The sequence below is a fragment of the Streptomyces luomodiensis genome (genome assembly GCF_031679605.1).
Classification (GTDB): domain Bacteria; phylum Actinomycetota; class Actinomycetes; order Streptomycetales; family Streptomycetaceae; genus Streptomyces; species Streptomyces luomodiensis.
Genome location: NZ_CP117522.1, coordinates 6,494,582 through 6,507,205 on the forward strand (window position 1 = coordinate 6,494,582; position 12,624 = coordinate 6,507,205).

14 protein-coding genes and 2 pseudogenes are annotated in these 12,624 nt (G+C 70.1%); 9 read left to right on the top strand and 7 right to left on the bottom strand.

The window, feature by feature from the left end; translation table 11 throughout:
• Window positions 1-195: 195 nt before the first annotated feature.
• Window positions 196-771 carry a TetR/AcrR family transcriptional regulator gene (locus PS467_RS27470; RefSeq protein WP_311037483.1) on the top strand — a complete coding sequence of 192 codons (576 nt, stop codon included), beginning with the start codon at window positions 196-198 and terminating at the stop codon, window positions 769-771.
• A 710-nt stretch (window positions 772-1,481) separates the two neighbouring features.
• Window positions 1,482-1,691, top strand: a complete 210-nt coding sequence (locus tag PS467_RS27475; protein WP_311037484.1) for a type A2 lantipeptide — start codon at window positions 1,482-1,484, stop codon at window positions 1,689-1,691.
• Window positions 1,692-1,891: 200 nt separating this feature from the next.
• Here the strand turns inward: PS467_RS27475 and PS467_RS27480 are convergent, their stop codons facing one another.
• On the bottom strand, window positions 1,892-2,194 hold the full coding sequence (locus PS467_RS27480) for a hypothetical protein (protein ID WP_311040117.1): 303 nt from the start codon (window positions 2,192-2,194) through the stop codon (window positions 1,892-1,894).
• On the opposite strand from PS467_RS27480, the pseudogene PS467_RS27485 reads away from it, so the two are divergent.
• A pseudogene (locus tag PS467_RS27485) lies at window positions 2,129-2,394 on the top strand (hypothetical protein); the annotation flags it as partial. The gene PS467_RS27480 and the pseudogene PS467_RS27485 overlap by 66 nt on opposite strands.
• 574 nt (window positions 2,395-2,968) lie before the next feature.
• On the opposite strand, the gene PS467_RS27490 reads toward PS467_RS27485, so the two are convergent.
• Together PS467_RS27490 and PS467_RS27495 are read right to left on the bottom strand one after the other, a co-directional pair.
• Window positions 2,969-3,499 carry an NUDIX domain-containing protein gene (locus PS467_RS27490; RefSeq protein WP_311037485.1) on the bottom strand — a complete coding sequence of 177 codons (531 nt, stop codon included), beginning with the start codon at window positions 3,497-3,499 and terminating at the stop codon, window positions 2,969-2,971.
• A 1-nt stretch (window position 3,500) separates the two neighbouring features.
• Window positions 3,501-4,856, bottom strand: a complete 1,356-nt coding sequence (locus tag PS467_RS27495) for an NsdA family TPR-like regulatory protein (protein WP_311037486.1) — start codon at window positions 4,854-4,856, stop codon at window positions 3,501-3,503.
• Between the two features lie 221 nt (window positions 4,857-5,077).
• Between PS467_RS27495 and PS467_RS27500 the strand changes: the two genes are divergently transcribed.
• From PS467_RS27500 to PS467_RS27515, 4 genes are all read left to right on the top strand, one after another.
• Complete coding sequence (locus tag PS467_RS27500; RefSeq protein WP_311037487.1) at window positions 5,078-5,827, top strand: hypothetical protein; 750 nt, start codon at window positions 5,078-5,080, stop codon at window positions 5,825-5,827.
• A gap of 77 nt (window positions 5,828-5,904) precedes the next feature.
• Complete coding sequence (locus PS467_RS27505; RefSeq protein ID WP_311037488.1) at window positions 5,905-6,819, top strand: aminoglycoside phosphotransferase family protein; 915 nt, start codon at window positions 5,905-5,907, stop codon at window positions 6,817-6,819.
• A gap of 1 nt (window position 6,820) precedes the next feature.
• Window positions 6,821-7,513: a methyltransferase domain-containing protein gene (locus PS467_RS27510; RefSeq protein WP_311037489.1), complete on the top strand. Its 693-nt coding sequence runs from the start codon at window positions 6,821-6,823 to the stop codon at window positions 7,511-7,513.
• A 26-nt stretch (window positions 7,514-7,539) separates the two neighbouring features.
• Entirely contained in the window at window positions 7,540-8,118 is a 579-nt protein-coding gene (locus PS467_RS27515) for an HAD domain-containing protein (protein ID WP_311037490.1), read from the top strand.
• A 135-nt stretch (window positions 8,119-8,253) separates the two neighbouring features.
• Here the strand turns inward: PS467_RS27515 and sodN are convergent, their stop codons facing one another.
• Window positions 8,254-8,649 (bottom strand): superoxide dismutase, Ni, encoded by a 396-nt coding sequence (gene sodN / locus PS467_RS27520; RefSeq protein WP_268974364.1) that lies wholly within the window; start codon window positions 8,647-8,649, stop codon window positions 8,254-8,256.
• Window positions 8,650-8,808: 159 nt separating this feature from the next.
• On the opposite strand from sodN, the pseudogene sodX reads away from it, so the two are divergent.
• Window positions 8,809-9,117, top strand: a pseudogene (gene sodX / locus PS467_RS27525) (nickel-type superoxide dismutase maturation protease); the annotation flags it as partial.
• Between the two features lie 56 nt (window positions 9,118-9,173).
• Here sodX and PS467_RS27530 read toward each other — a convergent pair.
• Window positions 9,174-9,836, bottom strand: a complete 663-nt coding sequence (locus tag PS467_RS27530) for a CGNR zinc finger domain-containing protein (protein ID WP_311037491.1) — start codon at window positions 9,834-9,836, stop codon at window positions 9,174-9,176.
• Between the two features lie 118 nt (window positions 9,837-9,954).
• Here PS467_RS27530 and PS467_RS27535 point away from each other — a divergent pair, with 118 nt between their 5' ends.
• Window positions 9,955-10,731: a class I SAM-dependent methyltransferase gene (locus PS467_RS27535; protein WP_268974366.1), complete on the top strand. Its 777-nt coding sequence runs from the start codon at window positions 9,955-9,957 to the stop codon at window positions 10,729-10,731.
• A gap of 193 nt (window positions 10,732-10,924) precedes the next feature.
• Here PS467_RS27535 and PS467_RS27540 read toward each other — a convergent pair whose 3' ends face one another.
• Both PS467_RS27540 and PS467_RS27545 read right to left on the bottom strand, forming a co-directional pair.
• Window positions 10,925-11,677, bottom strand: a complete 753-nt coding sequence (locus tag PS467_RS27540; protein WP_311039975.1) for an amino acid ABC transporter ATP-binding protein — start codon at window positions 11,675-11,677, stop codon at window positions 10,925-10,927.
• 5 nt (window positions 11,678-11,682) lie between these two features.
• The gene (locus tag PS467_RS27545; protein WP_311037492.1) at window positions 11,683-12,621 is read right to left on the bottom strand and encodes an amino acid ABC transporter permease; all 939 of its coding nucleotides are present in this window, start codon (window positions 12,619-12,621) and stop codon (window positions 11,683-11,685) included.
• Window positions 12,622-12,624: the final 3 nt, after the last annotated feature.

The following is a 12,624-nucleotide window of genomic DNA, read 5'->3' on the forward strand; positions in this document are numbered from 1 at the left end:
GACGGCACCGGGTCCGTCCCCCAGGATCCCCTTCCAGCCTCGTCCACTCCGGGCCGGGCATCAACCACAGCCCGGACCGGGGCGGAGGACGCCGCCGGGTCGGACCCGGCCGGCCGCCCTGACCGGCGGGCCCCGCCACGTAACCTCGGTACGATACGGAGGGCCCCGCCATTTCGCAACCCCGGAGGTGACGCCATGCCCGCCCAACGTGCGGACGCCCGGCGCAACTACGCGCGCATCCTCGCCGTGGCCGAGGAGGAGGTCGCCGCGCACGGCGCCGACGCCTCCCTGGAACAGATCGCCCGCACCGCCGGGGTCGGCTCGGCCACCGTGCGCCGCCACTTCCCCACCCGGCGCGCGCTGCTGGAAGCGGTCTTCCACGAGCGCATCGACGCCCTGGCCGTCCGCGCCCGCGAACTGGCGCAGGCGGAGGACGTACGGGCCGCACTGCTGGAATGGCTGGACGCGCTCACCGCCTACTCCGCCTCCGCGCGGGGCCTGGCCACCGCGATGCTGTGGGACCAGGAGGCCGATCCGGCACACCAGAACGCCTGCGTGGCGACCCTCTCCGAGGCGGGTGAGCCGCTGCTGCGCCGGGCCGAGGAGGCCGGCGCGGTGCCCCCCGGGGTGACCGCGGCCGACCTGCTCACGCTGATCGCCGGCATCGTGCTGGCCACCGAGCGCCACCCGGACCCCGCCACCGAGGCGGACCGGCTGCTGCGCCTGGCCGTGGCGGGGATCAGCCCAGGGGGTGAGGGGACCACGGGCTGAGGTGGTCCAACGGGCGATGCGCCCGGTCACCAGCCGCGGGCCGCGCGGTGGAGGCGATCCCGGACGCGTAACAAGCACTGCTTCGGGCGGCCCAGGACGCGACGCCGTCGTGGATCCACACGTTCACGCCGTCGTCGTCCACGCCCGTGCTGATCCGCACGTCAGGAACGTGGATCCGCAGGGCGAACCGCAGATGCGTATCGTCCTTCAGCGGGTGCAGGTCAGTGCGAAGGGCCGCTCGTCGTCGGCGGGGCCGGTGCCGCGCACGTGCGGCCAACTGCTCGCGGGCGGTGTGCCGCGGGCGGGCATGAACGTCGCCGGCCCCCGCATCCACTCCACAGCGCAGCGGTGGTCGTCGGCGACGGTCAGCGTGACGTGCCCCGGCCGCGTATCTCACTACAGCACGAGATACAGCCCGCACCCCGGACCCATCAGGCACATCGACAAAGATCACCCTGACGAGCCGAAGTCAGTAGTTCTGTCATGTCTACGGACGTAAGTGACGTGCCTGATCAGCGGTTTGGTGCGGGTGTGACGTGTGGGGGACGCGTGGCGCAGTTGAAAGTGGGCGGCTGGTTATCGGCGAGTCGGATCCGCAGGTTCTCCGTGTCTGTGGATCTCTTTCTCCGGTACGGGCGGAGAGCTCACCGGAGTCCGCGCCGGTCCCGGTCGCCTCATACAAGAGATCACTGACGAAGGAAGCGTGCTTCATGAGCAACCCAGCCCAGATCGAGACCCGCGAGATATCCGACGCCGACTTGGACGGCGTTGCCGGCGGCGTGGCCGGTCTGGCCCTGCAGGGCGGCCCGGGCTACCTGGAAGGCATCGGCAGCGCCGAGCTGGCCGGCCACAGCCTCACCGTGGACGGTGCGGCGGACCTGCGCAGCGGCCAGGCAGGCCTCAACGTCACCGCCATCTGATCAGCCGTAACGGCTGAGCATCTTTGATGCCTGAACCCCCTCGGTCGCACTGTCGCCGAGGGGGTTTCGTCATACGCAGGCGCCTCGCGGCCGTATGCGCGGGGCGAGGTTGGCCAGGCTGCGCCTCACGTGCGCCCACACTGGTGCCCAGCACCGCAGCCGCACTCGCGTAGCGCCAGGTGAGCAGCCCGACGCCGCGCTCATGGTGGTCGGGCCAGACAGCTGAGCTCGTGCAAGGCGTCGGGGTGGTGGGTCAGGGCCCGGCCCTGCGTGTACACCTCCGCGTTCTCCTCCAGTCGGTAGGAGCGGTGGGTCACGGCGAGCGCGGATTCGTACTCGTGCCGCAGGTCCTGCAGCGTGACGTGCAGGGCCCGCAGCGCCTCGATCTCGAGCGCGGTCAGCGGCGCGGCTTCAACGCATGCCGGGAGGACCTCGACATCGACGGCGTCCTCATACCCTTCCCCGACGCGGACGGCTCGACCCCGGCCACCCACGTCCGCCACGACGTCGTCCCCACCGGCCGGAGCCCGACAACGCGGTCACCGTCTGGGTCGGCCCCGGCCACGGCCTCGCGCTCATGGACGTGATCAGTACGGGTCTCGTCACCCCGGTCTGGTGCACCAGCCGGCGGCAGGACGCCACCACCTTCATCGGCCCCCTCCTGGGCCTCCCGGACCTGCCGCGTCCGCGGATCACCACCAGCCAGACCGCACCCGGTCCGTCATGGACGCCGTGCTGGGCGGCCTGCGGACCGAGTGCGGGCAGGGAGACGCTGAGATTTTCGCGAAAGCGTCTTTGGCGGGTTCCCGCACCCTTGAAGAGCCGCCGAGATGGGCTTGGATGGCAGAGAGTACGCTGCTGCTGTTGCCGGGGAGATCCTGTATTTCGAAATCTGACCGACGCCAATTATGGTCGATCAGGATAGCTTCGAGAACATGCCAGAGGAGCTGTTCCTGGGAAGCTTCGTATGCGACGACAGCTTCGGCCCACTCGCCCCGGGAAAGTCGATGAGAGAAGCGCGCGTCCCAGGATCTGAGTCGCCGAATATTTGAGAGCGAATTGCTAAAATCCTCAGCGGCAACGAAGAGTCCACCGCCCTCTTCGGTGAGTTCGCGGCCGGGACTGCTAGTGCCCCAGCTTCCAATCGGTGTATGGGGCAGGAGCGGTAGCACATATTCCTGATCATGGTCCACGCCGAACCTGAATGCGCCTGCACCCACGAGGTCGGCTCGGCAAATGTTCGTCATCGGCAGAATCACAAAGGGCGCTGCGCCTTTCTATCGCCAGCCATCTACGGAGACGTCTGGGCCTCCCGCGAGGTAGCGGTGGAGGGCGCTTGAGGTGGTTTCCACGAAGTTCTCGGGGATGGCGTTGGCATCGACCCAGCGGACCTGGGAGTGCTTGCGGGGTTCGCGGTTTTCGGGTTCGCCGGTCCATTCGTGGGCGGCGAACACGACCGTGAGGAAGCCGTTGGGGGCTTCGACGCCCCAGGCACCGTGGATGATATGGGCGACCTTGAGGGACTCGGGCTTCACGGTGAGGCCCGTCTCCTCGTAGAGCTCGCGGACCGCGGTCTCCGTGATGGGCTCGCCCGGTTCGCTCTTGCCGACGGGCAGATCCCACATCCCCTGGGCAAACTTCGCGTTCTCGCTGCGCTGGAGGAGGACAATTCGGTTGGTGGCCTTGTCGTGGACGATGACGGCCGCGACCAGCAGGGTCATCGATTCGAGCGCCGGCTTGAGGGCCTTCGGCTGGTCGTCGGTCTGCTGGGCCACGGTCTTCCCTTCGTCGGGCGGGTTGTGGGGCATGTTAGGCGAGGGCCTCGCGGGCGCGGCGGGCGAGATCGGCGGCGCCGGGAACGCGGCGGCGCTGGTAGACGGCGAGCGTCGAGCGGATTGAAGTGATCGCCTTCCGGGTCCGGTCGGAGGTCATGCCCTCCATGAGGACCAGGGCCTGGGTCCAGGCGGCGACGGCCTCGTCGGCGCGGGCCTGGGCGGCGAGGCTGTCGCCGAGGTCGGCGTGGGTGAGGGCGTGGACGCGCTGGTACTTCGCGGGGTCCCAGCGGGTGAGGGCGTCGCGGTGCTGCTGTTCGGTGCCGATGTGGTCGGCGAGGTCGGTGAGGGTGCGGGCGGTGTGGCTGGCCACGGTGCCGGCGGCCGGGCCGCTTACGCGGGAGTAGCTGGGCTGGGGACCGTCGTCCCGTAGGAGGGCGTCCTCGGCGGCGAGCAGGGCGCGTGCGGCCGACGGGTTCTCGTCGGTGGCCGCGTAGGCGCGGGCGTGGGTGATGTGGAGGAGAGCCTCGGTTTGGCCGTCGACGTGGCCGAGGCCGCGCCGCAGGGCGCCTTCGACGAGGTCGACGCAGTGGTGGGGCTGCTTGAGGCTCAGGGCCTGGTGGGCGAGGGCGCGCATCATCCAGGCGGCGTGGCCGTGGGGGTCGGCTTCGCAGGCGAGCTGGTAGCCGACCTGGTAGTAGCGCTGGGCGGCGCCTTCCTGGCCGAGGTCGTGGTGCTTCCACCCCGCGAGGTAGGCGAGTTCGGCGACGGCACCGAAGGCGGCCCGGCGTAAGGCTTCGCTGGCGAAGCGTCCGCGCAGCATGGGGGCGGCTGTGTCGGCGAGGTACGCCGTGACGGTGGTCAGGCCGTGCCCGCCACCGAGGCGCTCGTCGGCGGCGCTGAAGGCCGCGGTGATCTGGCGTACGACGTCCACGTCCTCCGCGCCGACCAGGGACGTGCCGGTGCGGGCGCGGAGCATGCGGGCGGTGGCTTCGTGGTCGTAGCCGAGTGGCATGGCGACGCCGGCGGTGGTGAAGGCCGCGATGGCGAGGAAGCGGCGGCGCTCGACGTCGGCGCGGCCCAGGTCGGTGACGGCGAGGACGGGGTCGGATTCCGCCGGCGCATCGGCATCATCGGCCTGGAGGCCGATCTCGGTCTGGGCGATCAGGCGCCCCGCTCGACGGGACAGTGCCTCGGCCAGGTACTGACCGACCCGGCCCGACGGGGTGCGGGTGCCGTTCACCCAGTGCGAGATGGCCGACTTGTTGGTCTGGAGGATCTCGCCGTTCTCGGCGGCGATGCGCCGCACGTCTCGGGCGAGGGCCTCGTAGGTGCAGCCAGCCGCGTCGATGACGTCGCGCAGACGGGAGTTGGGTTCTCTCTGCGCCGCCACGATCGCCTCCGCCCTGGAGCTGTAAACCGCGTATACCGCTTCAACTGCCTTCCACCGTACCCACTGAACGTGACCAACGGTTCACTAATCGTCAGCCGCCCGGAACGGCGTGACCGTGATCCAGGCTCCCCTTGGTCGGGCGGCACCCCGAAGTTCCGTACGCCCACACCGGGCTCGGGCATTCCTGTGCCCGGACCCGGCCGAACAGAGACGGAGACACGGTGACCACCATCGACACCACGGCCATCACGGTCCACCTGCCCGAGGCATTCGACCGGCGCTGGAGCCGCCTGCCCGGCATCCAGGTCGACGGCCGGCGCATCACGATCGACCCGGCCGAGTATTTCTTCCGCTTCGAGTCGAACACGTGGCTCGTCGCCGACTGGGAGCTGGTCAAGTCCCAGCTCCTGGACGTGGACGAGACGACCGAGAGCGCGGTCGAGCAGCTCGCGCTCGACTTCATCAAGCAGCACGGAGCGTCCACCTCCGACGCGACCCGCGTTCTGGCCACCGCGTACGAGGTGTACGCGTACCTCTTCCGCGACGAGCACCTGGCCGGCCTCGGCCTGCCGCAGATCACCGCAGACCACCTGCGGATGCTCCGCGAGGCCGGCACGCTGATGGCGCTCAACAAGGTCGAGCTGGACGGGCACATCTCCAACGTCGGACCGTGCTGGTTCTTCCCAGCCGCCACCTCGGTCGTCTTCGACCTGGACGACGAGATGGGCGGGGTGCTCGACGAGGTCTACCACGGTGGCTGGTTCAACGAGCACCGCCGGACCGAGTCCATCAAGGCCCACGCCGCGCTCGGCGGCCGGCTCGTGCACGGCTGCCAGTCCGTGCCGGACCAGTCCGGAGGCGTGGTCGCGCCCTACGGTGCCTCGATGGCGAACTTCCGCGACGACCTCGCCGCGTTCAAGGCGGGCTGGATCGAGCAGGTCTACGCCCACCGCGTGAACGCCGCCGCGTAACCCCACCCGATCAGGCTCCGGGGCGGGTCGGCATCCCTCGCCCGCCCCGGACGCCACCACCCTCCCCCGGAGCTCCCGTGACGACGAACCCCAGCGCCGAACTCCTCGGCAACCTGCTCACCGCGACCGGTCAGACCACCACCGCCGTACGGGAGGAGGTACGCGTGTGGTCCATGTCCGGAGTCGAGCGCGTGACCTTCCCCGAAGGCTCTACGGCCATCTTCAAGTACGCCAAGAGGCCGTTCGACGGCGAGGACCAGGCCCTCCGCCTGGCCCACACCCTCGGCGTTCCCGTTCCCCAGGTCCACGCCTCGACCATCCTGGACGGCTGGCTCGGCATGCTCATGGAGGACCTCGGGCCGTCTGTCCGCGAGGCCGACGACCTCGACGGCGTCGCCGCGGCCGTGATCCTGCACGGCACCCGTACGGCTCCACCCTTGCCCGTCCTCGACCAGGACCGGCTGTGCAGGCTGCCGGCACGGGCGCTGGAGCATCTCGAACGGCTGCGCAAGGCCGACCGGTGGCAGGACGCCGACGACGTCGAGGACGCGCTCGACCGGATCGCCCAGGCTGCCGAGGCCCGCTCAACGGGAGCGATGCTGGAACCGTTCGGCTGGGTGCACTCCGAGTTCCACCCCACCAGCCTCCACATCGGCGAGCGAGGCTGGCGGCTGCTGGACTTCGCCCGCGCCTTCACCGGCCCCGGCCTGCTCGACCTCGCCAGTTGGCACGGCACCATCGAGCCCCCGCACCCTGTGCGCCTGCGCGTCTTCCTGGAGCAGTACGTCACCGCCGGTGGCACCCCCGACGCCCTCGCCCGGCGTAGCGGGCTCAGCGCCGAGAACTGGGCCCTGGGCTGGCACCGCATGTGGGCCGTGGAGTGGTTCATGGAGCAGTCCATCCGCTGGATCAACGACCCGGCCACCGACCCCGCCTACATCAAGGCCGTCCGCCGCCACCTCACCGACGTCCTCCACCTCCTGGAGATCTGACGTGCTCGCCCAGGCGTCCCCATGGCACGCCCACGCCCTCCAGCGCACCGCCGCCGGACTCGCCGAACCCCTCGCCGTACCTGCCCGGACCGAGTGGACCACCCGACCCGGCCAAGGACCCGGAGCCGAGATCCTCGGCCCCGACCTGCGCGGGAAGCGACTCCTGGAACTCGGCTGCGGCCCCGGCCACAACGCCGCCCACCTCGCCACCCGCCACGGGGCTCACGTCACCGGCGTCGACCTGGTCGGGCTGCAGGTCCGCCGCGCCCGCTCGCACTACGGACGGCTGAACAACCTCACGTTCGTCGCCGACCACGCCCTGCACTACCTGCACACCTCCGACGAGCAGTTCGACGCGATCTACTCCGTCTTCGGCGCAGTAGGTCTCGTCGCCCCTGAGCTCCTGTTGCCGGCCATCGCCCAGAGCCTCACGCCCGGCCGGGTGCTCGCCTTCTCCATCCCTCACCCGCAGCGCGGCGGCCGAAGCCCATCCGGCGACGACCGGCCCCAGCGCGACTACGTCACCCTCCCCGACCGCTCCCGGCTCCCCATCGCCCGCTGGGAGCTCTCCACGGACCGGTGGGAGAAGCACCTCAGCCGGGCGGGCTTCTGGCTCACCTCGGCCCAGGAGTTCCACGACCCCCCCATGGGCCACTGGCCCGCCACCCTGCTGATCCGCGCCCGCAAGCTCTGACCAGCCATCCGACCTATGGAGGACCGATGCGCCCGCCCTACCTGCTTCTCGACATCGACGGCGTCCTCATACCCTTCCCCAACGCGGACGGCTCGACCCCGGCTACCCACGCCCGCCACGACGTCGTCCCCACCGGCCGGAGCGCCGACAACCCGGTCACCGTCTGGATCGACCCCGCCCACGGCCGCATGCTCATGGAAGTGATTCGTGCGGGTCTGGTCACCCCCGTCTGGTGCACCAGCTGGCGGCAGGACGCCGCCACCCTGATCGGACCGCTCCTCGGCCTCCCGCCCCTGCCGCACGTCGACCTCCCGCGACCCCGGATCACCACCAGCCACCCCAACGGCTACCTGTGGAAACGCGACCACGTCGATGCCTGGCTGGCAGACGCCCCCGCCGTCTGGATCGACGACGACTTCACCGGCCTCGACCACGCCTGGGCGGCGGAGCGCACCACCCGTGGCACAGCGACCCTCCTGATCCAGCCTGAGCCCCGTGTCGGGCTGCAGGCTGAACACCTGGCCGAGGTCCGGGCGTGGGTCAGGCGGTTGCTCGCTGTGCGGACTGCTGCACTCGCTGTTCCGAGCGAAACCGAAGCAGCCTGACACGAACCGGGGCCGTCCCCGAAGCAGACCGCACCCGGTCCGTCGTGGACGCCGTGCTGGGCGGCCTGCGGACCGGGTGCGGGCAGGGAGACGCTGTAAGTAAACGAACTACAGGTCAGAGGGCCTGATGCGAGATCAGGCCTTCTTGGTCTCCCAGAAGATCTTGTCGATCTGGGCGATGTAGTCCAGCGCCTTCTGCCCCGTGGCCGGGTCGGTCGAGCCCTTGGCCGCGCTCAGGGCCTTGAGGGTGTCGTTGACCAGCTGGTGCAGCTCCGGGTACTTCTCGAAGTGCGGGGGCTTGAAGTAGTCGCTCCAGAGCACCGAGATGTGGTGCTTGGCGAGCTCCGCGCGCTCCTCCTTGATGGTGGTGGCGCGGGCGCGGAAGTGCGGGTCCTCGTTGGCCTGGTACTTCTCCTGGATGGCCTTGACGGACTCGGCTTCGATACGGGCCTGGGCCGGGTCGTACACACCGCAGGGCAGGTCGCAGTGCGCACTGACCTGAACCTTCGGGGCGAACAGGCGGGAGAGCATAGAGCTGTCCTTCCATTCGTGATCGTCTTCTCAGGTGCGACATTACTCCGTGGGGGAAGCCTTTTCTCGGGTGCCCCGGGGGGCTTAGGTCAAAAGTCCGGTGTCAGGCTGGGACGCCTGGGATCGTGGTGGGTGCGGGTGAGGACCGGAGGTGCCGTGATGCGGGAGCAGCTGGGCGATCGCGGGCAGGAGCGTGACCGTGACCAGCGCGGACTGCTGCGGATCGGGCTGGCGGAGGTGTACAACCCCTCCATGCAGCCGACGCTGTACCCCGGCGACCAGCTGGTGGTGCGCTACGGGGCGCCCGTGCGGCCGGGGGATGTGGTGGTGCTGCGCCATCCGTTCCGGCAGGACCTGCTGATCGTCAAGCGCGTCGTGGAGCGACGCGAGGGCGGCTGGTGGGTTGAGGGCGACAATCCGTATGTGAAGAACGACAGCCGGGAGTTCGGCGTCGTGCCGGACGAACTGGTGGTCGCCCGCGCCTGGGTTCGGCTGCGGCCGCGGCCGGGTGCGGGGCGCGGCGGTCAGCGGTCGGTGGCCGGGCTGGTCTCCTGGGTGGTGTCCGCCGTACGGCCGGTGCGCTCGCGGTCCTGGCGCCGGCCGCGCTCGGCGTCGGCCGTCCGCTCGGCGTCCAGGCGTTTGCGCGCACGGTAGGCGGCGACGTTGGCGCGGGTCGCGCAGCGGTCGGAGCAGTAGCGCCGGGATCGATTTGTCGATGTGTCGAGATAGGCGTTGCGACAGGGTGACGCCTCGCAGATGCCCAGCCGGTCGGCGCCCAGTTCGGTGAGGTGGAAGGCCAGCCCCATGGAGGCGGTGGCGGCGTATCCGGCGCCCGCGTTGGCGGCGTAGTCCGCGATGTGCATATGCCACTTGGGGCGGCCGTCCTCGTCGCGGATCTCATGGCCGGAGATCTGCGGGCTCACCGGGAACTCGATGAGCAGCGCGTTCAGCAGATCCACCGCCAGCACCTCGTCGCCCTCCGCCGCCGCCTCGAAGACGGCGCGCAGCCGGGCCCGGACCGACCTCAGCCGGGTGACATCGGCGTCCGTCGCCCGCCGGGCCGCCTGCTGGCTCTCGCCGAAGAGTGCCCGTACGGCCTCCACCGAGGTCAGGGTGTCCGTGCCGCGGCTGGGCTCTTCGCTGTTGACCAGGCGCACGGCGAGATCCGAGTAATAAGCCAGTTCCACTTGTGGTCCTTACGACGGGCGGTCTAGAGTCGGCGACAGGCGGGTAATGGGTGTTCTGCTTACGAGGGTATTACGGGCAGGATCGCCGCAGATGACGACGCATGGCATGGAGGGCGCGATGACGGACACCGTCGCCGTAGCGGACTGGCAGGCGTGGCAGCGGAGCTGGGACCGGCAGCAGGAGTGGTACCTCCCCGATCGTGAGGAGCGGTTCCGGGTGATGCTCGACGCGGTCGAGGCCGTCGTCGGTCCGGAGCCGAGGATTCTCGACCTGGCATGTGGCACGGGCAGTATCTCGGACCGGGCGCTGCGCCGGTTCCCGGGCGCCACCACCACCGGCATCGACCTCGACCCCGCGCTGCTGACGATCGCCCGCGGCCACTTCGCGGCCGAGCCGCGCGCCGAGTTCGTCACCGCCGATCTGCGCGACCCCGGATGGACCGAGCGGCTGCCGCACCGTGCGTACGACGCGGTGCTCACCGCCACCGCGCTGCACTGGCTGCGCTCCGAGGAGCTGCGGGTGCTGTACGGGCAGGTGGCGGGGGTCGTACGGGAGGGCGGGGTGTTCCTCAACGCCGACCACATGCCCGATCCGGCCACCCCCCGGCTCAACGCCGCCGACCACGCGTACCAGGAGGCGCGGCGGGTCCGGGCCAAGGCCGAGGGCGCCCAGGACTGGGCGGACTGGTGGCAGACCGCCGCGCGGGACGAGGCGCTGGCGGAGCCGGTCGCCGAGCGCTTCACGATCTTCGGCAACCCGGCGAACGGCGACCACGCGGACGGGGAGACGCAGCCCGTCGCCTGGCATGTGGACGCGTTGCGCGCGGCGGGCTTCGGGGAGGCGCGGGCCGTCTGGTGCTCGCCCTCGGACTCGATGGTGCTCGGGCTGAAGTGATCCGAGGCGGCCCCCTGACCGGCGGCTGACCGGCGGCGGGGAAAACCGCGCGAGGGCGGTACGGGCACCTGCCCGCACCGCCCTCGGGGTTCGTACCGCTCTCCGGGTCCGCCACGCTCTCGGGGTCCGTCACGCCCTCGGGTCCGTCACGGCGTTCGCGGCGGCTGGAGCGCTTCGCGGCGGCTGGAGCAGGCTAGAGCACCTTGGAGAGGAACGACTTCGTCCGCTCGTGCCGCGGGTTGGTCAGCACCTCCCGGGGGTGCCCGGACTCCACGACCACCCCGTCGTCCATGAAGACGACCGAGTCCCCGACCTCGCGGGCGAAGCCCATCTCATGCGTCACGACGATCATCGTCATGCCGTCCTCCGCGAGCCCGCGCATCACATCGAGCACATCGCCGACCAGCTCCGGGTCGAGTGCCGAGGTGGGCTCGTCGAAGAGCATCAGCTTGGGCTCCATCGCCAGCGCCCGCGCGATCGCGACCCGCTGCTGCTGGCCGCCGGACAGCTGGGAGGGGTAGTTGCCCGCCTTGTCGGCGAGGCCCACCCGGTCCAGCAGCTTACTCGCGCGCTCCCGGGCGACCGCCTTGGCCTCGCCCTTGACCTGGACCGGCGCCTCGATCACGTTCTCCAGCGCGGTCATGTGCGGGAAGAGGTTGAAGCGCTGGAAGACCATGCCGATGTCGCGTCGCTTCGCGGCGACCTCGCGGTCCTTGAGCTCGTAGAGCTTGTCGCCCTTCTGGCGGTAGCCGACCAGGTCGCCGTCCACGTACAGCCGCCCGGAGTTGATCTTCTCCAGGTGGTTGATACAGCGCAGGAAGGTGGACTTCCCGGAGCCGGACGGGCCGATCAGACAGAACACCTCACGCGGGGCGACCTCGAGGTCGATGCCCTTGAGGACCTGCACCGCGCCGAAGGACTTGTGCACGCCTTCGGCCTTCACCATGGCGGTCATGCGCTGACCCCTCCCCGGCGGTTGGAGAACGAGAGCAGATTGGCGCGGACGCGCTGGAACGGGGTGGCGGGCAGGTTCCGGCTGGAGCCACGCGCGTAGTACCGCTCCAGGTAGTACTGGCCCACGCTCAGCACGGAGGTGAGGATCAGATACCAGGCGGCGGCGAGGAAGAGCATCTCCGCCGTGGCGCCGGAGTTCTGGCCGACCTCGGAGGTGGCCTGGAGCAGGTCCCAGTACTGCACCGCGATCACCAGCGAGGTGGTCTTGAGCATGTTGATGAACTCGTTGCCGGTGGGCGGCACGATGACCCGCATCGCCTGCGGCAGCACCACCCGGCGCAGCGTCTTGGCGTGGCTCATGCCCAGCGCGTGGGCGGCCTCGGTCTGGCCCTCGTCGACGGACTGGATGCCGGCCCGGCAGATCTCGGCCATGTACGCGGCCTCGTTCAGCCCCAGGCCCAGTAGGGCGGCCAGGAACGGGGTCATGAAGTCCGACCACTCGTCCTTGTAGATCGGCATGATGTCGATGTAGTCGAACACCAGGCCGAGGTTGAACCAGACCAGCAGCTGCACATAGACCGGGGTGCCGCGGAAGAACCAGATGTAGCCCCAGGCGATGGAGGCGGTCACCGGGTTCTTCGACAGCCGCATCACCGCGAGGACAACGCCGAGGGCCACGCCGAGCACCATCGAGAGGATGGTGATCCAGACGGTGTTGCGGACGCCCTTGAGGATCTCGCCGTCGAAGAAGTAGTCCGGAATGGCGCCCCAGTTGACGTCGCCCCGGGCGAAGGCGGAGACGAGCAGGACGAGCAGGGCGATGGCGATGACCGCGGCGACCCAGCGGCCGTAGTGCCGCACCGGGATGGCCTTGATCTTCTCTGCCGCCGGGGGCGGGGCGTCGACCGGACCGGTCTTTTCGATCTCAGTAGTCACGGA